Annotated in this window: 16 protein-coding genes; 3 read left to right on the top strand and 13 right to left on the bottom strand. The window is 64.2% G+C overall.

Translation table 11 applies throughout. The features are described from left to right. Window positions 1-28 precede the first annotated feature (28 nt). The 3 genes from M1D87_RS22090 (at window position 29) to M1D87_RS22080 (ending at window position 3,472) form a co-directional block, all read left to right on the top strand. A complete protein-coding gene (locus M1D87_RS22090; RefSeq protein WP_123084231.1) occupies window positions 29-1,090 on the top strand; it encodes an HlyD family secretion protein in 1,062 nt (353 codons plus the stop codon). Continuing rightward, window positions 1,087-2,538 carry an efflux transporter outer membrane subunit gene (locus M1D87_RS22085; protein WP_123084232.1) on the top strand — a complete coding sequence of 484 codons (1,452 nt, stop codon included), beginning with the start codon at window positions 1,087-1,089 and terminating at the stop codon, window positions 2,536-2,538. The genes M1D87_RS22090 and M1D87_RS22085 overlap by 4 nt, the downstream gene beginning before the upstream one ends. A 139-nt stretch (window positions 2,539-2,677) precedes the next feature. Continuing rightward, window positions 2,678-3,472, top strand: a complete 795-nt coding sequence (locus M1D87_RS22080; RefSeq protein WP_085721086.1) for an SDR family NAD(P)-dependent oxidoreductase — start codon at window positions 2,678-2,680, stop codon at window positions 3,470-3,472. A gap of 130 nt (window positions 3,473-3,602) precedes the next feature. Here M1D87_RS22080 and M1D87_RS22075 read toward each other — a convergent pair whose 3' ends face one another. The 13 genes from M1D87_RS22075 to M1D87_RS22015 all read right to left on the bottom strand — a co-directional run bounded on the left by M1D87_RS22075 (window position 3,603) and on the right by M1D87_RS22015 (window position 19,830). Next, window positions 3,603-4,415 carry an SDR family oxidoreductase gene (locus M1D87_RS22075; RefSeq protein WP_025340589.1) on the bottom strand — a complete coding sequence of 271 codons (813 nt, stop codon included), beginning with the start codon at window positions 4,413-4,415 and terminating at the stop codon, window positions 3,603-3,605. Between the two features lie 149 nt (window positions 4,416-4,564). Then, the gene (locus M1D87_RS22070) at window positions 4,565-5,029 is read right to left on the bottom strand and encodes a hypothetical protein (protein WP_023660659.1); all 465 of its coding nucleotides are present in this window, start codon (window positions 5,027-5,029) and stop codon (window positions 4,565-4,567) included. Between the two features lie 97 nt (window positions 5,030-5,126). After that, window positions 5,127-6,581, bottom strand: a complete 1,455-nt coding sequence (locus tag M1D87_RS22065; protein WP_123084233.1) for a mannose-1-phosphate guanylyltransferase/mannose-6-phosphate isomerase — start codon at window positions 6,579-6,581, stop codon at window positions 5,127-5,129. A gap of 35 nt (window positions 6,582-6,616) precedes the next feature. After that, window positions 6,617-7,264 (bottom strand): alginate O-acetyltransferase AlgF, encoded by a 648-nt coding sequence (locus M1D87_RS22060; protein ID WP_013974158.1) that lies wholly within the window; start codon window positions 7,262-7,264, stop codon window positions 6,617-6,619. 16 nt (window positions 7,265-7,280) lie between these two features. Beyond that, complete coding sequence (locus M1D87_RS22055) at window positions 7,281-8,438, bottom strand: alginate O-acetyltransferase (protein ID WP_123084234.1); 1,158 nt, start codon at window positions 8,436-8,438, stop codon at window positions 7,281-7,283. A gap of 10 nt (window positions 8,439-8,448) precedes the next feature. Next, window positions 8,449-9,906, bottom strand: a complete 1,458-nt coding sequence (locus tag M1D87_RS22050; RefSeq protein ID WP_061552457.1) for an MBOAT family O-acyltransferase — start codon at window positions 9,904-9,906, stop codon at window positions 8,449-8,451. Between the two features lie 182 nt (window positions 9,907-10,088). Continuing rightward, window positions 10,089-11,192, bottom strand: coding sequence for a mannuronate-specific alginate lyase (locus M1D87_RS22045; protein WP_061303675.1), 1,104 nt, complete (start codon window positions 11,190-11,192; stop codon window positions 10,089-10,091). Between the two features lie 7 nt (window positions 11,193-11,199). Beyond that, window positions 11,200-12,642: an alginate O-acetyltransferase gene (locus tag M1D87_RS22040; RefSeq protein ID WP_123084235.1), complete on the bottom strand. Its 1,443-nt coding sequence runs from the start codon at window positions 12,640-12,642 to the stop codon at window positions 11,200-11,202. Between the two features lie 13 nt (window positions 12,643-12,655). Continuing rightward, window positions 12,656-14,215, bottom strand: a complete 1,560-nt coding sequence (gene algG / locus M1D87_RS22035; RefSeq protein WP_039613017.1) for a mannuronan 5-epimerase AlgG — start codon at window positions 14,213-14,215, stop codon at window positions 12,656-12,658. A 15-nt stretch (window positions 14,216-14,230) separates the two neighbouring features. Then, on the bottom strand, window positions 14,231-15,709 hold the full coding sequence (locus M1D87_RS22030; protein WP_003257139.1) for an alginate export family protein: 1,479 nt from the start codon (window positions 15,707-15,709) through the stop codon (window positions 14,231-14,233). Further along, window positions 15,706-17,133 (bottom strand): alginate biosynthesis TPR repeat lipoprotein AlgK, encoded by a 1,428-nt coding sequence (gene algK / locus M1D87_RS22025; RefSeq protein ID WP_123084236.1) that lies wholly within the window; start codon window positions 17,131-17,133, stop codon window positions 15,706-15,708. The genes M1D87_RS22030 and algK overlap by 4 nt, the downstream gene beginning before the upstream one ends. A gap of 12 nt (window positions 17,134-17,145) precedes the next feature. Next, window positions 17,146-18,312, bottom strand: a complete 1,167-nt coding sequence (locus M1D87_RS22020) for an alginate biosynthesis protein Alg44 (protein WP_013974151.1) — start codon at window positions 18,310-18,312, stop codon at window positions 17,146-17,148. Window positions 18,313-18,348: 36 nt separating this feature from the next. Further along, entirely contained in the window at window positions 18,349-19,830 is a 1,482-nt protein-coding gene (locus tag M1D87_RS22015; RefSeq protein ID WP_031324250.1) for a glycosyltransferase family 2 protein, read from the bottom strand. Window positions 19,831-19,836 lie beyond the last annotated feature (6 nt).

Here is a 19,836-nt window from a genome sequence, read left to right as displayed (position 1 = left end):
ACCCTGGATGAAGTCGAGAACCACTTAAATGACCAACAACCGCAAAACCCTGTTCATCGGCTCGGTGCTTGCCGTGGCCGTCCTGGCTGCCATCGTCGGCCCGTGGATGTTTGGCAGCGACCACCGCCAGAGCACCAATGACGCGTATGTTGTCGCCGACTACACCGTAGTCGCGCCCAAGATCGCCGGCTTCATCAAGGACGTGCTGGTGGAGGACAACCAGCAGGTCAAGGCCGGCCAGTTGCTGGCGACCATCGATGCCCGTGACTACCAGGCCGCGCTGGATGCCGCGCAGGCGCAGTTGCTGGTGGCCCAGGCGCAAAGCGCCGATGCCCGTGCCACGCTCGAGCGCCAGGCGTCGCTGATTGCCCAGGCTGAGGCTGCAGTGAAAGCGGCCCAGGCCGAAGCTGCGTTCGCCGACCATGAGGTCAACCGCTACAGCCGCCTGGCCGAGCAAGGTGCCGGCACCGTGCAGAACGCCCAGCAGGCACGCAGCGGGGTCGACCAGGCCCGTGCGCGCCTGGCCAATGCCCAGGCGGCACTGGTCGCGGCGCGCAAGCAGGTGGATATCCTTACCGCGCAGGTGGCCAGTGCCGACGGCCAGCTTAAGCGGGCCGACGCAGGGCTGGAAAAGGCCCAGCTCGATCTGTCCTACACCCGCATCACCGCACCGGTGGACGGCATGGTCGGCGAGCGTGCCTTGCGTGTCGGTGCCTACGTCAACCCGGGCGCCCGCCTGCTGTCGGTGGTGCCGTTGCAGCAGGCCTACGTGGTCGGCAACTTCCAGGAAACCCAGCTGACCCACGTACAGCCTGGCCAGGCCGTGAGCATCAGCGTCGACACCTTTGCCGGTGAGAAGCTGCAAGGCCATGTGGAAAGCATCGCCCCGGCCACCGGCGTGACCTTCGCCGCGGTCAAGCCGGACAACGCTACCGGCAACTTCACCAAGGTGGTGCAGCGCATCCCGGTGAAGATCGTTTTCGATGACGGCCAGCCGCTGCTTGCCCGCCTGCGCGTGGGCATGTCGGTGGAAGCGACCATCGACACCCGTGGTGACAAGCTGGACGGCAAAGAGGTAAGTGCACGATGAAAGCGGCATTACGCTTGAGCCCGTTGCTGCTGGCCGTATTGATGGCTGGCTGCACCTTGGGCCCTGACTTCCAGCGCCCTGACAGCCAGGCCCCGCAACAGTGGGCGCCGCTGCAAGGCGAGGCGGCGGCCAGCCAGCCGCAGGCCGAACCGCTGGAACTGCGCTGGTGGGAGAGCTTCCACGACGCCCGCCTGAGTGCCTTGATCCAACGCGTTGCCGAGCGCAATCTCGACCTGCAGATGGCCAGCGCCCGCCTGCTGCAAAGCCGCGCCCTGCGCAGCACCGTAGCTGCCGACGAAGTACCGTCAGTGGACGTGAACGCCGGCTACAGCCGCTCGCGCAACAGTGCCGAAGGCCTGAGTGACCCGTCCGGCAAGGCGGGCAAGGAAGCCTTCAACCTCTGGCAGGGCGACCTGGTGGCCGGTTGGGAGCTGGACCTGTGGGGCCGTGTGCGGCGCCAGGTCGAGGCTGCCGATGCCGCGGTCGAAGTGGCCGAGAACGACCGCCGCGGCGTGCTGCTGGCATTGCTTTCGGAAACCGCCGGCAACTATATCCAGCTGCGCGCTGTGCAGCACACCATCGATGTGACCCGCGACAACCTCAAGGTCGCCCAGCACAGCCTGAAGTTGTCCGAAAACCGCCAGGCCGAAGGTGTCGCCACGCGCCTGGACGTGGCTCAGGCCAGTGCCCAGGTCGCCTCGATCGAGTCGCGCCTGCCTAGCCTGGAAGCGCGGCGCGACGACTTGATCAACGCCCTCAGCCTGCTTGCCGCCGAACCACCGCGCAGCCTGCAGGCCGAGTTGCTGCAGGGCGGCGAACTGCCTGCGCCACAGCAGAAGTTCGCCATTGGCCTGCCGTCCGAACTGGCCGAACGCCGCCCGGACATTCGCCAGGCCGAGGCTCGTTTGCATGCTGCCACCGCCAGCATTGGCGTGGCCAAGGCCGACTTCTACCCCAGCATCCGGCTGTCGGGCAGTGTCGGGTTCCAGGCCATGCAGCTGTCCGATTTCGGCGCCTGGGATTCACGCCGCTTCGCCTTCGGGCCGCAGCTGTCGCTGCCGATCTTCGAGGGTGGCCGGCTCAAGGGCACCTTGGAGCTGCGCGAGGCGCAGCAGCAGGAAGCGGCGCTGAACTACCGCAAGGTGGTGCTGGGTGCCTGGCATGAAATCGACGATGTGCTACGCCTGTACAACGCCAGCCAGCTGCGCCGCGACCACTTGGCCGAGGCGGTGCGGCAGAACCGCATCGCCCTGGAAACTGCCCAGCGCCAGTATGTGGAAGGGGCGGTGGACTTTCTCAATGTGCTGACGGTGCAGGGGGCTTTGCTGGCAAGCGAGGAGCAGTGGATCGACAGTTCTGCGGCGGTGTCGCAGGCGCTGGTGGGGCTGTACAAGGCCCTGGGTGGTGGCTGGCAGGCGTTTGATGAGCAGCCTGTGAAGAAAGTGTGATTATTTGGGGCCGCTTTGCGGCCCATCGCGACACAAGGCCGCTCCTACATGCGGACGCGATCTCCTGTAGGAGCGGCCTTGTGTCGCGATGGGCTGCAAAGCAGCCCCGGCAATTGTCCTGATTACCGAGGAGGCACAGATGCACATTTCCCTGAACGGCAAGCGCGCCATCGTCAGCGGCTCCACCGCCGGCATCGGCCTGGCCATCGCCATCGGCCTGGCCGAGGCGGGGGCCGAAGTGGTCCTCAACGGTCGCACCCAGGCCCGGGTCGACGAAGCCCTCAAAGTTGTGCGCGAGCGCCTGCCGCAGTCGCGCATCATCGGCATCGCTGCCGACCTGGGCACCCAGGCCGGTGCGCAGACGCTTTTCAAGCAGGTGCCGCACACCGACATCCTGGTCAACAACCTGGGCATCTTCGAGCCCAAGCCGTTCTTCGAGATCGAGGATGAGGACTGGCAGCGTTTCTTCGACGTCAATGTGCTCAGTGCCGTTCGCCTGTCGCGCCACTATGCCCCGGGCATGGCCGAGCGCAAATGGGGGCGAGTGGTGTTCCTGTCCAGTGAGTCTGCACTGCAGATCCCGACCGAGATGGTTCATTACGGCATGACCAAGACCGCATTGCTGGCGGTGTCGCGCGGGCTGGCCGAGACCCTGGCTGGCACTGGGGTGACGGTGAACTCGGTGTTGCCGGGGCCTACGCGTTCGGAAGGCGTGGGCGATTTCTTTGCCAGGCTGGCCGAGGAGCAGGGGGTGTCGACTGAAGAGCTGGAAGCCAACTTCCTGGCCGAGCACCGGCCGACCTCGCTGATCAAGCGGCTGGCGACGGTGGAGGAGGTGGCGAACATGGTGGTGTACCTGGCGTCGATGCAGGCCAGTGCCACTACCGGGGCTGCCTTGCGGGTGGATGGCGGGGTGCTGCGTTCCATTGCCTGATCTGTATTGCCTGTGCTGGCCTCTTCGCGGGTAAACCCGCTCCCACAGGTATCGCACAGGGCTCAAATTCTGTGGGGTACCTGTGGGAGCGGGTTTACCCGCGAAGAGGCCAGCACAGACAACCAATCAATCAGAGCGGGCGCAGCAGGCCAAACCGCTTGCGCAACGCCCAATCCAGCACCCGCCGCGGCAGTAACCGGGCCATCAATGGCAACGCCGTACTGCCGTTCCCCAACCGCACCACCGCCGGCACCGGCGACTTCCCGACCGCTGCCAACACGCCCTGGGCAAACACCGCCGCCGAGGTGGGCTTGTCCTGCGAAGCCCGCGCCCGTGCCTGCACATGCTCGCGCAACGGCCACCACGCCGAATCCGCCGCCAGCACCTGCTCGGCCTGGCGCTGGGCATTGCTGGCGAACTGCGAGGCAATCGCCCCTGGCTGCACTTCCATAACCTGCACACCAAAAGGCGCCAGTTCCAGGCGCAAGGCATCGCTCAGGGCATGCACGGCGGCTTTCGAGGCGCAGTAGGCGCCGGCGAATGGCGTGACCAGCACGCCTGATACGCTGCCGATGTTCACCACCAGGCCCCGTGAGCGGCGTAGCTGGGGGAACAATGCGCGGGTAACGCCGACCACGGCGAATACATTGGTTTCGAACTGCTGGCGCAGGGCATCCACACCACCATCGAGCAGCGGGCCCATGGCGCCGTAGCCGGCGTTGTTGATCAAGATATCGAGGTTTACCAGTTCCTCGGCCAGGCGGGCCAGCGCCTCGCTGTCGTTCACATCAAGTTGCCGGGCGGTGAAGCCGGCGGCGTTCAGTTGCTCGACATCCTCAGGTTTGCGGGCGGTAGCCCAGACATGGTGGCCGGCATCGCGGAAGGCGTCGGCCAAGGCGCGGCCGATGCCGCTGGAACAACCGGTGATCAGGACGGTGGGCATGGTTGGGGCCTGTTGTCAGTGAGGATTGGTTTTTCCTGTGCCGGCCTCTTCGCGGGTAAACCCGCTCCCAGGTACCCCACAGAATTTGAGACCTGTGTAGTCCGTGTGGGAGCGGGTTTACCCGCGAAGAGGCCGGCACAGGCGATACATTAGTTGGCAAACGTACCTTGCAGATGCTCTGCACGAAACTCCAGGGTCTGCGGCCGGTACCCGGAGCGCAGTGGCGGCAGCGGCAGGCAGTCTTTCCACTCGGCCCCTGGCTGAAGCTCACCCGGCCCACGGTAGCGCGGGGCGTTGTAGGTGTTCTCCGCCAGGTTCACGGTATCGCCCGGTGCATACGCCGCCACCCGCCAGCGCAACTCGGTCAGCGGCACGTCGTTACCGTTCTTCATGCGCACCTGCAGGGCGCGGTCGGCGGGGCAGTGTTCGGGGGCGTAGGTCAGGCGCAGGTCCAGGCGGGCCAATTGCGAGGTTTCGCGGGTGTCCTGCCAGACGACGAACAGGGCCACCAGGCCCAGGCCACAAACGGCTGCCATCGAGATCGGCAGGGCCTTGGCCGGGTAGCGCAACAGCAGCACCAGCCAGGTGAGGATGAGGAAGGCACCGATGATCATGGGACGTGCAGACCTTGATTGCGCGGGGTCTGACCATCCTAGCCCGAAATGGAGAGTGGCTCAAAAAGCGGGGCCGCAAAGCGGCCCCAGGGTTGCATTACTGCGCGATGGTCTTCACCGAAACACCCCGTTCGATCGGAGTGGAGGTACGCCCGTAAACATCCTCGAAGCGCTCGATGTCATCCTCGCCGAGGTAGCTGCCGGACTGCACTTCGATAATCTCCAGCGGGATCTTGCCCGGGTTGCGCAGGCGGTGCACCGATGCGATCGGGATGTAGGTCGACTGGTTCTCGGTCAGCAGGAACACGTTCTCGTCACAGGTCACCTCGGCGGTGCCGGATACCACGATCCAGTGCTCGGCTCGGTGGTGGTGCATCTGCAGCGACAGGCTGGCGCCCGGCTTGACGGTGATGTGCTTGACCTGGAAGCGGCCGCCCATGTCCACCGAGTCGTACGAGCCCCACGGGCGATACACTTCCAGGTGGTTCTGGGTTTCGCTGCGGCCCTGCTCGTCGAGGGTCTTGACCATCTGCTTGACGCCCTGGACCTTGTCCTTGTGGGCAATCATCATGGCGTCCTTGGTCTCGACCACCACGATGTTCTCCAGGCCGATCACCGACACCAGCTTGCCGTTGCCGTGGATCATGCAGTTGTGGCTGTCCTGCACCACCACATCGCCCTTGGTGACGTTGCCGTTGTCGTCCTTCTCGTGCACTTCCCACAGCGACGACCAGCAGCCCACGTCGCTCCAGCCAGCCGACATCGGCACCACGCAGGCGCGCTGGGTCTTCTCCATCACCGCGTAGTCGATGGAGTTGTCCGGGCAGCAGGCGAAGGTGGCTTCGTCGATGCTCAGCACATCACTGTCTTCCTGGCTGCGCTCCAGGGCCAGCACGCAGGTGTCGTAGATGTCGCCGTCGTGCTTTTTCAGCTCTTCGAGGAAGCGGCTGGCACGGAACAGGAACATGCCGCTGTTCCAGAAGTAGCCGCCGGCCTGGACGAACTCGGCGGCGCGTTTTTCGTCGGGCTTCTCGACGAACTGCGCCACGCGCGCCACGCCTTCAGGCAGCAGGGCATCCTGGCTGGAACGGATGTAGCCGTAGCCGGTTTCCGGCTTGGTCGCCGGCACGCCGAACAGCACCATCTCGCCACGCTCGGCGGCCACGGTGGCCAGGGCCAGGGCGCGTTGCAGGGCCTTCTGGTCATCGATCACGTGGTCGGCGGGCAGCACCAGCATCAGCTCGTCGCGGCCTTCGTTGACCAGTTTCATGGCAGCCATGGCCACGGCCGGCGCGGTATTGCGGCCGAACGGTTCCATCAGGATGCCTTGGGTTTCCAGCTTCAGCGCGGCCAGTTGCTCCTGGACGATGAACTTGTGGTCCTTGTTACAGACCACGATCGGCGTGTCCATGCCTTCGAACACCAGGCGCTCGAGGGTTTGCTGGAACAGTGTGTGTTCACCGGTCAGGGCCAGGAACTGCTTGGGGAACTGCTTTCGCGACAGAGGCCACAGACGGGAACCGCTACCACCAGAAAGAATTACCGGGATCATCATGTTTCTCCAATAGTCGTTGAGAGGCAGGGGAATCAGTTGCTAGCCACGGGGCGAGTTACCCACACCGGCGACAAGGCGTTGCCGGAACCCGTTACGTACAGCACTGCGGCTTCGCCGCGCTCCAGGGCGACGGGTTTGACGTCACCCACTTTCTTGTCTCCTTGGAACAGCGCCAGGTTGACCTTGACCGGGTTGATTTCGCGTTCGCCGCGGCCGTTGGCGGCCACCGGCTTGACCACTTCGGTCTTGCCGTCGGCGGTCTTCAGGGTCAGTTGCTGGTCACTCAGGTTCTGCACGCGAACCAGGGCTTTCTGCTTGTTCTTGAACGGCGGCTCTTCGATCAGCTGCGGGTTGCCGCTGGCGCTGTTGACCAGGGTGTAGTACTTGTCCGCAGCCAGCTTGACCGGCACGCTCTTGCCACCGACCTGAGCGGTGTAGTCACCCCCTGGCAGGAAGCTGAAGTCACTGCTGCCCTGTGCACCAACCTGTTTGATCTGGGTGTTGCCGACCGAAGCTGCCGCCGGTGCGCTGGAAGCGTTGTAAAGGCGCACGAAGGTCGAGCCTTTCGGCGCGCTCGGGCCATACAGCGCGGCGTCGGCTCCGGCGAAGGCCTGCATGGAGGCCAGGGACAGGCCGGCAGCGAGGGTGAGGGCTTTGGCAATGGAAGTCTTGGTAGTCATATGTATGTTCCTCTGATTAGTGGTTAGTCCGGGTGGACGACAAAGCCAGGTTTTCTTCGGATTTACGGGTGTTCTTCAGCTGGGCGATCCACTGTGGATCGAAGCTGCTGAGGTCGTTCTTCATTGGCAGATAACGTTCGGGGAATTCCCACACCACCACTTGGGGTGCGGCGTTCTTGAAGGCATCGCTTTGCAGGTACTTGAGCATCGGCAGCAGCGGGCCATGGCCGTCTTCGGCGTAGTTGGCCACATCGCTGCGCAGGGCCTGCTGCAGCGCGCCGAGGAAGTTCCAGTGCGGGTTGGCGCTGTAGCTGGTGCCCACCAGCGCAACCGGGATCTGCGTGTCGGCGAACAGTGCGTCACCGGCTTCACCTTCGGCCTCGACCGGGCGAGTGGTGCGTTGCTGCAGGTTGTCCGGGGCCGGCAGAAGGTTGCTGAACAGCGGGTCCAGTGGCAGGAAGTTGGTCAGGTCGCCCTTGTATGGCGCGGTGCCGCCGGCTTCGGTGATGAACGCCTGCGGGTCGCCGTTGAGCAGGCTCTGGCGGCTGACCGCTTCGGCCAGTGCCTGCGCAGCCACTTCGGCGCCCATCGGCGTCCAGTGGGTGTCGGTGCGCAGGAAAACCTGGCCGCGCGCCTTGGCCTGCTCCATGGGTGCCATCAGGTCCGGGGCGAACACGTTGGCCTGGCGTGCCTGGGCATGGAACTGGTTGTACAGATCGTCATGCAGACTGGTCGGCAGTTCGTTGCCCAGGTATTCGGCGTACACCCGCGCCTTGGCTGGCACGATCGCCAATACAAGCTGGCTGCCGTGCTGCTGCAGGGTGTCGCGCACGCCACGGATCAGCGCCAGGTTTTCCTGCATCAGCTGCTCGGCACCGGCGGTGGGCTTGAACTCTTCGTCACTGAACAGCCACTGGTCGCGGCCCAGCACCACGCCAGGGCGGCCTTCGTTGAACAGCTTGAAGTCCATCGCCGCCCACAGGTTGGTGCCCAGGCGCTTGATCGGGAACTGCTCGTCGTAGTGGGTCTCGGCGGCCTTGGCCAGCTTGCCGTTGAGCAGGGTCATCTGCTCGGTACGCTGGAAGCTTTGCAGGCCACCGGTGGACCAGACGCCCATGCCCACCAGCAGGCCGAGGAACGACAGCGAATAGGTAATGCGTAATGTCCGGGTCATGTCATCAACCTCAGAACTGGAAGTAAAGGAACGGCGAGTAGCTCTGCGCCGAAAGCTTGAGGATCGAGGCTACGAACAGCAGCAGCACCAGGGCGCGGGTCATCACCCGGGTCCAGTCCAGGCCGATCGAACCGTCGCTGTTGACCTGCACCGGGGTGGCCTTGGGCGTTGGCCGGGCGTTGCGGTAGAAGTCGCGCAGGCCGAAGAACGCCAGGGTGATGTAGGCGACCACCAGGGTGGCTACCTGCAGGCCGGTGAGCTGGGCACGGTTGAGTTCCGACAGCTGCCAGTCGCCGAAGCTGAACATGGCGCCGTACATGCGACCGGCCACTTCCAGGTTCTCGGCACGGAAGATCACCCAGCCGACCACCACCAGCAGGAAGGTGAATGCCCACTTCACCGGGTTGAAACGCTGGGGGTTGGTGTCGATGCCCAGCGCGCGCTCGATGGCCAGCCACATCCCGTGCCAGGCGCCCCAGATGATGTAGGTGAAGTTGGCGCCATGCCACAGGCCACCCAGCAGCATGGTCAGGAACAGGTTGCGGTAGGTGTTGAAGGTGCCTTTGCGGTTACCGCCCAGGGTGATGTACAGGTAGTCGCGTAGCCAGGTCGACAGGCTGATGTGCCAGCGCCGCCAGAACTCGGTGATCGACTGGCTGATGTACGGCTGCTTGAAGTTCTCCATGAAGCGGAAGCCCATCATCAGGCCCAGGCCGATGGCCATGTCGCTGTAGCCGCTGAAGTCGAAGTACAACTGCGCGGTGTAGGCCAGGGCGCCGAGCCAGGCATCCCCGGTGGTCGGGTTCTGCAGGGCGAAGCAGTGGTCGGCCACTACCGCCAGGGTGTCGGCGATGAACACTTTCTTGATGAAGCCCTGCATGAAGCGGGTGCAGCCTTCGGAGAACTTGTCCAGGGTGTGGGTGCGGTTGTTGAACTGGTCGACCAGGTCCTTGAAGCGCAGCACGGGGCCGGCGATCAGGTGCGGGAAGATCGCCACGAACGCCGCGAAGTCGATCAGGTTGCGGGTGGCCGGGGTGTCGCCGCGGTACACGTCGATGATGTAGCTGATCGACTCGAAGATGTAGAACGAGATACCGATCGGCAGCAGCACGTGGGTGAGGATGAACGGCTCCAGGCCGAACGAGGAGATGATCGCGTTGAGGCTGTCGACGCCGAAGTTGGCGTACTTGAAGTAGCCGAGAATCGCCAGGTCCACACCGACGCCGAGCAGCAGCCAGCGCTGCGCGGGCTTGGTGCGCACACCGGCGGCGCCGACTTTCAGGCCGATCCAGTAGTTCCACAGGGTCACGCCGGCGAACAGGGCGAGGAAGTCGACCCGCCACCAGGCGTAGAAGATGTAGCTGGCGATCAGCAGCAGCAGGTTGCGATAGCGTTGCCCGCTCAAGTAGTACAGGCCGAGGAAGATCGGCAAGAACAGGAACAGGAACACGTTGGACGAGAAGACCATCCCGGTTCTCCTTTTTGTTCACAGCATCCGGGGCAAAGCGCCCCCCAAACCCCCCACATGTTCGTGGCGGGCTACCTAGATTCCTGTGGGAGCGGGTTTACCCGCGAAGAGGCCGGCACAGGCACCGCACATGGCAGGTCTGGCCTTTTCGCGGGTAAACCCGCTCCCACAGGGGTTTTACGTTACTTTTTCGATTCCGCGCTCGGGTCATAGACCCGGGTCAGGTCGCCGCCCAGCCGGAAGCTGTTGAACGGCTGCATACCGCGCTTGCGCTGCAGGGTGTCGCCACTGCACGCATACAGGCTGCAATAGGGCTCCATCCACGAGTACTTGCTGTCGATCTTCAGGTCTTTCATGTCCTGTTTCTCGCCATTGCGGGCCTTGAACGCGCTGGGGTCCTTCGACCCGTTCAGCACCCGCTGCGCCAGGCGCTGCAGGGCGTTGTTGTTCTCGCCGCGCACGTCCACGCCATTGACCTGGGCGAAGCTGGCGATCATCGTCAACGGCGGCAGGGCGTAGTTGTGGTAGGCCAGGGCGCGTTGCTTGCGCTTCAGTTCGTTGGGCAGGAAGCCCTGCTCGTCTACCTGGTTGGCGCCAACCCTGTATTCCTTCACGGCCCAGTCGAACAGGTCGCGACGGTCGGTGGCCACGGCGGTGGCCATTACCGCCCAGGCAGCCCAGTAGCTGTGGTTGTTGATCTTCTCCAGTGGCAGGTCGCTCCAGTCGCGCACGGTCTGCTCGGCCAGGCGGGCGAACCATTTTTCGATCAGCTCGGCCTCGGCCTGGTGCGCGGCCAACGGCTGCGAATTGGAGAACTTCAGGCGCAGCCACGAACCACTCATGCTGCCCAGCGCCCATTTGCGCATAGACTTGCCGGTGTGGTTGTAGTCGGTGGACATCAGCGCATCGGCGCGGGCCCAGCTGCCCAGCCAGGCCAGGGTGCAGTCGAGTTGCGCCGGGCGGCCGTCACGCATGTACTGGCCGATCATCTTGCTCACGCCTTTCTCAAGGGTGGTGATGTCTTCGGTGGACTTGCGAAAGGCCTTTTCCGAGGCGGCGTTGAGTGTTGCCCGCGCCTTGTCCGAGCCTTCGTACTTGCTGCGGAACTGCAGGGCACCGGTATACGGTTTGGGGGCAGCTTCGCAGCGGAAGTTGCCGTCGCCGGTCTTGAGCTTTTCGATCCCCTCGTAGTAACCCTGGGGCGGTACCAGCGCGGCGTGCGCGGCACCGCCGCACAACGCCAGGGCAAGCAGGGCGGGGCGGGAAATTCGCTTGAACGGGATCATGGTCGCCTCACTGGCCGGCCTGCGCGGTCTGCGCAGGCACGGCGAAGTTGTTGCGTTTGCAGAGCTTGGCTTCGACCTTCTGGGTACCGCTTTCCGGCCCCTGCACCTCGAACGCCAGCAGGCTCTGGCTGGCCCAGTCCTCGTCTTCGCGCATCTGGAAGACGAAGCGGCCGTCGGTGTCGGAGGTTTCCGGTTTTTCCAGCTTGATGTCCTCGTGGCGGCCGTTGAGGTACCAGAGGGTCGCCTGCAGCACCTTCACCGACGGGTCTTCGAACTTGATGTCCATCTGCATGTTGCGGTTGATCAGGTCTTTGATCACGCCGCCCTTGCCATTGACCATCAGCTCGTTCTTGCCGGGCTTGAGGGTGGCGCTGGCGCTCATCAGGGCCGGGCGGTCATCGCAGCCGTCGTCGAGCAGGCCAAGGATTTGCCGCCAGATGGTTTCCTGGTCCAGGCGATACAGCGGGGAGAATTCCCAGATCAGGATCTTCGGCGGGTTCTTCTGGAACTCCTCGCTGCCCAGGTACTGGATCATCGAACCTTCCAGGCCACCACCAGGGAAGGCCACGTTGAGCACGTCGGCGCCAATGTACTGCTCGAGGAAGCCGGAGAAGTTGTAGTTCTTGCCACTGTGGCTGGTGCCGACCAGGGTGATCTGCGCGTTGCCGCCGTCACCGAACAGCTCGTCGCCGCCACCGGTGGAACCTTTCGGCTCGGTGGCGAACTGGTCCATGTACTGGACGGCATAGCTGGTGCCGCACAGCTGGCCGGCCACGTTATGCAGGGTGCCGGTCTTGCCCATGCGCCCGGACTTTTTCGTTTCGAATTCCTTGCGCGGGATGCCTTCGAAGGCCGGCATCTTGTGCACGGTATCGGCCACGATCCTGGCCGCGCGCTCGGCGCCATAAGGCGTCCAGTGCTGGTCGCCACGGAAGTAGAAGTCCTTGCCCTGGTCGGCAGCGGCCAGCTGTTCGTTGGTCAGCGGCGACAGGTCGGGCACGTTGTAGCCCATGCTGGCAAAGCGCTTGAGCATGGCCTGGTAGTTGCCCAGGGCCTTCTGGTAGTCGAAGGCCGCCTTTTCCGCCGGGTTGAGCATGTTGCGGTTCACCAGGCCACGGGTCGGCTGGTACACCACCACCAGTTCCACGCCGCGCTTCTTGAATGCGTCGTGCACTTGCTGCAGGCGCTTGTAGCCTGCCGGGGTGGTATTGAACTCGGTGCGCAGGTCTTCGCGGGTACGGAACAGCCAGTCGCCCTGGGCCTGCACCAGCGTGGTGAAGTTCTGCTGGTAACGGGTGGTGTAGCGGCTTGGGTCATGCGCTTCAGGGCACAGTTGGCAGCAAGGCTCGGCGCTGAAGGTGGGGGCCTTGACGTCTTCGGCGCGCACGCCCTGGCTGATCGCCAGAAGGGCGGCGGACAGGCCCAGCAGTTTCATCAGATGTGGAGTCATGGTCTGGGCTTCCTTAATCGATCATTTCGGTCTGGCGTTCGACCGGGTCGATCAGCACAGCCTTTTGCTGGCGTACCAGCAGGTCGAGGATTTCGTCCTGGCGTTCGCCGAGGATGCCGTTGAGGCTGATGCCGTTGGCCTTGCGCGGGGCGAGCATGGATACCTTGTAAAGCTCGACCGACAGCGGCGAGTCGATCGACAGCGGGCCCGAGCCGTTGGCCGCCAGTTCGCCACCGACCAGGATCAGCGACACCTTGGTGTCGAACGGGTCGAGGGCGATGTCGCGGTCGGTGTTGGACAGGTCCTTGATGTGGCCGTACACGCCGACCAGGCCGTTGGCCATTGCGACGTTTTCGTACAGGCGGATGTTCACGCTGTTACGCACACGGATGCCGTGGCGGCGGTTGTTGATCAGCTTGTTGCCCCAGATCAGGTTGTCGCCACTTTCGTACAGGGTGATGCCGTCGGTGTGGTTGCGGTAGATCTCGTTGTAGGCAATCAGGTTGTTGACGCTGTTACGGTCGATCACCACGCCCGAGAGCTTGTTGTCGAAGCTCTTGTTGTTGATGATCCAGCTGTCGTTGACCTCACGCGAGACGATGATGCCGTGCTTTTTCTTGGTGCCGTACACCGTGTTGCCGGCGATGATCAGCCGGTGCGAGCGGTCGTGCGGGTCGATGCCGTAGACGATGTTGTCGCGGTAGGTGCTGTCCTTGACCACGAAGTCCTGGGTTTCGTAGCAGTAGAAGCCGTACCACATGTCGCTGAACTCGGAGCCGATGATCCAGCCGGTGGGTTCCGGGCGGCCCATGCGCTTGGCCATGTTCGGCGTGTACTGCGAGATGCTCACGCCGTACGACTTGGACTTGGCGTAGCCGAAGCTGGCCATCTTGGTGTTGACGATGTAGGTCTCGGTGCCGCCCCATGACAGCAGGAACGGGCGGAATTCCTTGGGCGAACGGAAGGTCGCCGGGCCGTTTTCCTTTTCCCGCCAGCCGGTCACCTGGGTGTCGGTGACGAACAGCTTGCCGTCGTTGACCAGGAACGAACCGCCTTCCTGGGACAGGCGCAGTTGCTTGACCTTGCCGTCGATCTCGAGGATGCCCTTCTGCCCGACCACGATCGGCAGGCGCGCCAGGTACACACCCGGCTCGACTTCGCTGAGGTACTGCTTGGGTACCTTCTTGCTCAGCTCGACCAGGTCGACATGGCCGTCATCGACGAAGATCGCCTGTGGAATGCCATGCTGGCGCTGGACCCACTCGGCCGCCTTGTTGTCGCCGCCAACGAATTCCTTGAGGGTGTCCTCCTGGAACATGCGGCGCAGGCTGACCTTGCCTTTGTGGCGACGGTCGATTTTCTTCTGCACCGCCTCGGCGGTGTAGCCGGTCAGGTCAGGCAGCTTCGGCGGGTCCATGTGCAGCGGCTCGACCGGTGCACTGGAGACCGTGTAGGTCTTGGCCTGCTGCAGTTCCTTGGCGATCACCTGGGGCTCTGCGGCAGCGACCAGGCCACTGGCCAGCAGCAGGGCGCTGGCCAGGAGGCTGTGACGTAAGTGCGGGTGAAGGTTCATCAGGGTCTCCCGGCCTCAGAAGCGCCAGATCACGTCGACGAAGGCGCGGTGCATGTACGAGTCCGCTTCCTTGCCGTAGGCGTCACCCGGCTTGAACACACCGGCGCGCAGGCGCACCAGGGCAGATGGCTCGTCGATGGCCTGGCTCATCGAAGCCGGCAGCAGGCCTTGCTTGAAGTACTTGGTCACGACCACGTCCATTTCCTGGCCAAGGTCTTTTTCGCCATCGACCAGCGGGCGGTTCACACCGTTGTCGTTGACCACCGCATTGATGCCGCTGGAACCGATGTTCTGGTTGCCATCGACACGCCAGAACTTGTGGTAGATGAAGCTGGCGTCGTAGTCGTCGCGCAGCTGCCAGGAGGCGAACAGGGTGGCCGCCTGCAGGTTGCCAAGCTCGCCACGGAAGGCTTCACCGAAGCGGTGCACGCGCGAACGGGTGCCGGTGTAGTTGGAGCGGTTGCTCTCGAGGCCGGTCTGCTCGTAGTTGCTCGAACCGTCGTCGCCACCGCCGCCGCTGCCACGGGCATAGGCCGCACCGACTTGCCATTGCGGGTCGAGGCGCAGGCGGATGCCGAGGTCGGTGGCCCAGGCGTTGACGTCACCGCTCTGCTTGCCGGTGGCCACGGTTTCGTCACCGACGACCTGGCTGCTGAGGGTGTCGCGGTCACCGGTCAGCCAGGTGACGCTGCCCCAGTAGTTGACGGTGTGGTCGTTGCGCCAGTTGTAGGCGTCGCTGTTCGCTTCCAGGCCCAGCCAGGTGAGGTCGCCGGTGCGGGTCTTGTCCAGCGCATCGACGGTTTCGCCCGGGTTCTTCAGGCTGCCGCCGTCGTGGGTGTGGTGGGCGCGAACGCCGACCCAGTGGCCAGGGGTCCACTGCGTGGCGACGTTGCCGTAGAGGTGTGTGCGGTCCTTGTCTTCCGGGGCGAGCTCGGTGAGGTCGGTGCGGTATTCGCTGAAGCGCTGGGCCACGCCCAGGTCTGCCTTGAGCAGGGTGGTGTCGAAGGTCCAGTTCAGCGCCTCGATATTGGTGTCACGCCACATGCCATCGTCGCTGCGCAGGCGCTGGCGGCCGAAACGCAGCTGCTCGCCGGGGTAGGCGGTCAGGCCGCTGTAGCCGACCCAGAATTCGCGCATGGCCAGGTAGCTCTTGTCCTGTTCACGGCCGTCGGCGGCGGTGTCGGTGGTGGTGCCGTCGTCGTTCTGGCGCAGGGTGTCGGTTTCGATGGTGTCGGTGGCGGTGACTGCCTGGCCCATGGCATAGGCGCTCCAGTTGCCACGCTCGCCATATACCCAGGGGCGCAGATCAAGACCGAGGCCGTTGACGTCGCCGCCGGAGCGGGTGCCCAGGTCACGGTCGTCTTCCGACTGGCCGGTGATCTTCACATCCAGGCCGAAGTTTTTTTCAGCGGTCATTTCCGCCAGGGTCGGGCAGGACCACAGCAGGGCGAAGCTCAGGCCGATGCCAGCTTTCACGAAGGGATTGAGCGTCATAGCGAGTCCTCACCGGTTACTTCTTTTTCGTCGTCTTGCAGGGCTTCGATGGCCAGGGTGCTGTTGGCGCCCTGGCTCATGCTGCCGCGCGCCTGCTTTTCTTGTGCCAGCAGTTGCTGGGCCTGGCTGCGCTGGTCAGGGGTAAGTTGCTGGTCGAGCTGCTGCAGCAGTTCAGCGGATTGCGGCGACGGGTTGGCCTGGGCGAGCTGGGCGAATACCCAGGCGTTGCCCGGCTGCGGGCGAATGCCGTGGCCTTCGCTGAACAGCTGGGCCAAGGCGTAGTCGGCGCTGTTCTGTCCGCCACGGGCGGCGGCCAGCAGGTGGTCGACGGCCTTCTGCGGCTCGACATTGCCCAGGTAGCCGCGGCGGTACAGCTGGCCCAGGTAGTAATGGGCGCTGACTTCGCCGGCGTCGGCGGCAGCCTGCAGGTGTTCTTCGGCTTTGGCCGCGTCCGCAGGCACGGTCTTGCCTTCGTAGTACAGGCGGCCCAGCAACAGTTCGGCGCGTGGCTGTTCGGCTTCGCGGCCCTTGTCGATGTAGGCCATCAGCTGGTCGGTATCGCCCAGCTCGGGGAAGTCGTACACCAGTTGCGCCAGGCTGACCCAGGACGCCGGGTTGGCCGGGGCCACCTGTTCGAGCAGGTCCTTGGCGGTTTTTTCGTCGGTCTGGCCGAGGCTGCGGTCAGCCAGTACCCGGGCAACGCTGTCGACCCGGGTGGCCGGCACTGCGCCACGGGCGTAGGCAGCCTTGAGCTGGCCGAGCAGGGCAGCCTGCTGGTCGGCCTGGCCACGTTTCTGGTACACGGTGGCCAGCTCGACGTAGCAGATGTCGGTGGTATTCAGGGCGGCCTTGCAGATTTTCTCCACTTCGCCCAGGTGCTGGTCGTAGGTGCCCTGGGTGCGGTACAGCAGCACCTGGGCCAGGCCCGCTTCCGGGTTACCGGCGGCGCGCCACTGGTCGATCTGCTGCTGCGCGTTGACCTTGGGGAAGCTCTGCGGGTAGGTCAGGTAGAGCATCGCCAGCGGGATCAGGGTGTTGCTTTCGCCCTGCTTGGCGGCTTGCTTGAGAAGGGTTTCGGCTTCTTCGCGCTCGGCCTGGGTGCTGTCGGGCTTGGCCACCAGCAGGCGGCCAAGGCGCGCCTGGGCACGCGGCGAGATGGCGGCCGCGGCGCGGTAGGTGGCCTCGGCTTCCTTGATTTTCGCCGGGTCGCGGGTGGCGACCTTGATGTCGGCCAGGCCCACTTGCGCTTCGCTGTAGCCCAGGTCGGCCAGCGCCTTGTAGTTGCGCTCGGCCAGTGCCGTGTCACCGCGCTTCATGGCTTCGTTGGCCAGGCGCTGGTCGGGCAGGCCTGCACAGCCGGCCAGGGTGATGGCTGCAGCCAGGGCACACAGGCCCAGGCTGGCGCTTTTCTTGTGGGGAATCATGTTGTGGTCCTCTTACAGCCCACGGGCCATGGCTTTGTCGATCAGCCAGTTCAGCGATGGGCCACGGTCGCTGTTGACCGAAGCCGGGCGACCGGCGAGTTCGGCGGGCAGTGCGCTGTCAGGCTTGATCTGCACGCGGATGTCGGCGGCCAGGTCTTCGCTGTTGAGGCTGGCGCTGCTGACGATCTGGCCGGTACGCACTTCGTCTTCGCCGGCTACCTGGAAGTTGACGCGGGTGCCTGGCTTGACCTCGTCGAACTGGCGGTAGGTGAAGCGCGCCTCGACCATCGGGTTGGTGGTGCGCGGGATCAGCTGGAAGATCGGCTGGCCCTTGGCGGCGTACTGGCCGTTGTCCACCAGCTGGCGGGCAACCACGCAATCACACGGGCTGGTGAGGGTGCCGGACAGCTGCTTGCCGAACAGTTCCTCGATCTTCGCCGGCTCCAGCTGTGCGTCTTCCAGGTTGCCCTTGAGCATGTCCAACATGCTGGTGGTGAAACTGGCCAGTGGCGCGCCCTTGGCGATCTGCCCACCGCTTTCGACCAGGCTGTTCACGGTGCCGTCGCGCGGCATGGTGACGTTGGTGGTGGGCACTGCGACCACGCCGGCTTCGGCATGGCTGACGAAGTACATGCCGTACAGCGACTTGGCGATGAAGCCGAAGGCGGCGACACCGACCACGAACACGCCGAGGGTGACGGTGACCGCCTTGAGACGGCCGAACGCGCTCAGGCCGGCACCGCCGTCCTTCTGCTTGCGCGCCTTGGTGAAGTTGTCGCGCTGCAGGGTGCTGAGCACATCGCCGGCAGTGATCAGCTCACCCGACAGGTGCGAGGTGATGATGTGGCGCAGCGTGGCGATGTCGCGGAGCTCGAGGTTCTGGAACTGCGCGCCGGTACGGCCACTGCCCGGATTGTAGGAGCGCACCTGGAACTCGATGTCCATCGACAGGCCGAGGTTGTCGACCGTGAACTGCAGCCGCCCGCGGAGCACGTCGCCAACCGACAGTTGTTGCTTGGTGTGGAAACTCAGGCCACCGGCGGAGAGGTCGTCGACCTTCACATCGTGGGCCTGGCGCTGAGGGTCGAGGAACCGCAGCTTGGCGGGGATGCGTACCCGGGCATGCTGGCGCTGGGCTTCGGACTCATGCACGACGTTGACGTTCACGGCGGTATTCATGTGGTTTGTTCCTGTTAGTTCCGATCCGGGTTGGGCTCACACGACCATGAACAGCACAGCAACGAAGATGCTGGCAGCCGAGAAGGTCATGGTCCGCGAGGACCAGGTGTTGAACCATTGTTGAAAGCTGGCGAGGTCACGCTTGAGGGCAGTGGGCTGACGCGTCCAGGACTGCTTGTCGAGGCGGAAGAACACGTAGATCTTCATCAGCGCGCCGATGATCTGGTTGTAATAGAGAATCAGCGGGTAGGCCGGGCCTACGTTGTGGCCGGAGCACAGCAGCATTATGGTGAGGATCAGGCGGGTGATGCCGATCCACAGCAGATACACCAGCAGGAAGCCCAGGCCGAACTTGAGGCTGGCGATCACCGCCACGGTCAGGCCCAGCAGGCTGGTCCACATCGACACGCGCTGGTCGAACAGCACGATGCTGGTGAACAGCCCCAGGCGGCGCAGGCCCAGGCCAAGCGCGCGGGAGTTCTGCCGCAGGTTGTTGCCGTACCAGCGGTACATCAGCTTGCGGCTGGCCTTGAGGAAGCTCTTCTCCGGCGGGTGCTCGACCGTGTTGATGGCGGCGTCCGGCACGTAGAAGGTGTCGTAGCCCAGGCGCATCAGGCTGAACCAGCTGGACTTGTCGTCACCGGTGAGGAACTTGAAGCGGCCCAGGCGCCAGTGCATCAGCGAGTCGCTTTCGACGTCGGCGATGAATTCGGGGTTGGTCACCACGCTGGCGCGGAACATCGACATGCGTCCAGTCATGGTCAGCACGCGCTTGGACAAGGCCATCGAGCACATGTTGATGTGGCGCTGGGCGAAGCGCAGCTTGTGCCACTCGCTCATGATGTAGCCGCCACGCACTTCGCAGAACTCGTTGGTGGTCAGGCCGCCGACGTTGGGGAACAGCTTGAACCACGGCACGGTCTTGCGTACCACGCCATCGCCCAGCACGGTGTCACCGTCGATTACTGCCACCACGGCGTTCTCGTCCGGCAGCATGCGCGAGATCGCACGGAAACCGTAGGCCAGGCCGTCACGCTTGCCGGTACCGGCGATGCGCACGATGTCCAGCTTCACGTGGGCTGGCGGGTTGTATTTGGCCCACAGGCTTTTCACCAGCAGTTCGTCCGACATCTCCACCAGCGAACAGACCACGGTGGTGGGGAAGCCACAGTTGATCGCCTCGCGGATCACCGAGCTGTACACCTGGGCGGTGGTGAGTGCTTCGATGCGGAAGCTGGTCACCATCAGGTACACGTGAGACGGGTCGGCGTCCTTGCCCATTTTCTGAACCTTGCGGCGCAGGTACGGGTATACGCCGTAGAGGAAGATCATGCCGCGGATGAAATGGGTGGCGCCCATGGAATAGCGCCAGATGCCGACTGCGCCGACCAGGAAGATGAAGTGCTTCGACTGCGAGTCGAAGATATCGGCTGGCAGGGCCAGGGCGATCAGCATGAGCAGACTCACGTAGAGCAGCCAACCGGCGCACTGCAACAGCACTGTCTGGATCCTTTGCATGTTCAG

This window comes from Pseudomonas sp. SA233 (genome assembly GCF_054792385.1).
This window is presented reverse-complemented; position numbering and strand designations above follow the sequence as displayed.

What these genes read in the sequence shown, in the direction of transcription:
- M1D87_RS22090 (WP_123084231.1), top strand. Translation starts at nt 29, where the DNA reads ATGACCAACAACCGCAAAACCCTGTTCATCGGCTCGGTGCTTGCCGTG.
- M1D87_RS22085 (WP_123084232.1), top strand. Translation starts at nt 1,087, where the DNA reads ATGAAAGCGGCATTACGCTTGAGCCCGTTGCTGCTGGCCGTATTGATG.
- M1D87_RS22080 (WP_085721086.1), top strand. Translation starts at nt 2,678, where the DNA reads ATGCACATTTCCCTGAACGGCAAGCGCGCCATCGTCAGCGGCTCCACC.
- M1D87_RS22075 (WP_025340589.1), bottom strand. Translation starts at nt 4,415, where the DNA reads ATGCCCACCGTCCTGATCACCGGTTGTTCCAGCGGCATCGGCCGCGCC.
- M1D87_RS22070 (WP_023660659.1), bottom strand. Translation starts at nt 5,029, where the DNA reads ATGATCATCGGTGCCTTCCTCATCCTCACCTGGCTGGTGCTGCTGTTG.
- M1D87_RS22065 (WP_123084233.1), bottom strand. Translation starts at nt 6,581, where the DNA reads ATGATCCCGGTAATTCTTTCTGGTGGTAGCGGTTCCCGTCTGTGGCCT.
- M1D87_RS22060 (WP_013974158.1), bottom strand. Translation starts at nt 7,264, where the DNA reads ATGACTACCAAGACTTCCATTGCCAAAGCCCTCACCCTCGCTGCCGGC.
- M1D87_RS22055 (WP_123084234.1), bottom strand. Translation starts at nt 8,438, where the DNA reads ATGACCCGGACATTACGCATTACCTATTCGCTGTCGTTCCTCGGCCTG.
- M1D87_RS22050 (WP_061552457.1), bottom strand. Translation starts at nt 9,906, where the DNA reads ATGGTCTTCTCGTCCAACGTGTTCCTGTTCCTGTTCTTGCCGATCTTC.
- M1D87_RS22045 (WP_061303675.1), bottom strand. Translation starts at nt 11,192, where the DNA reads ATGATCCCGTTCAAGCGAATTTCCCGCCCCGCCCTGCTTGCCCTGGCG.
- M1D87_RS22040 (WP_123084235.1), bottom strand. Translation starts at nt 12,642, where the DNA reads ATGACTCCACATCTGATGAAACTGCTGGGCCTGTCCGCCGCCCTTCTG.
- algG (WP_039613017.1), bottom strand. Translation starts at nt 14,215, where the DNA reads ATGAACCTTCACCCGCACTTACGTCACAGCCTCCTGGCCAGCGCCCTG.
- M1D87_RS22030 (WP_003257139.1), bottom strand. Translation starts at nt 15,709, where the DNA reads ATGACGCTCAATCCCTTCGTGAAAGCTGGCATCGGCCTGAGCTTCGCC.
- algK (WP_123084236.1), bottom strand. Translation starts at nt 17,133, where the DNA reads ATGATTCCCCACAAGAAAAGCGCCAGCCTGGGCCTGTGTGCCCTGGCT.
- M1D87_RS22020 (WP_013974151.1), bottom strand. Translation starts at nt 18,312, where the DNA reads ATGAATACCGCCGTGAACGTCAACGTCGTGCATGAGTCCGAAGCCCAG.
- M1D87_RS22015 (WP_031324250.1), bottom strand. Translation starts at nt 19,830, where the DNA reads ATGCAAAGGATCCAGACAGTGCTGTTGCAGTGCGCCGGTTGGCTGCTC.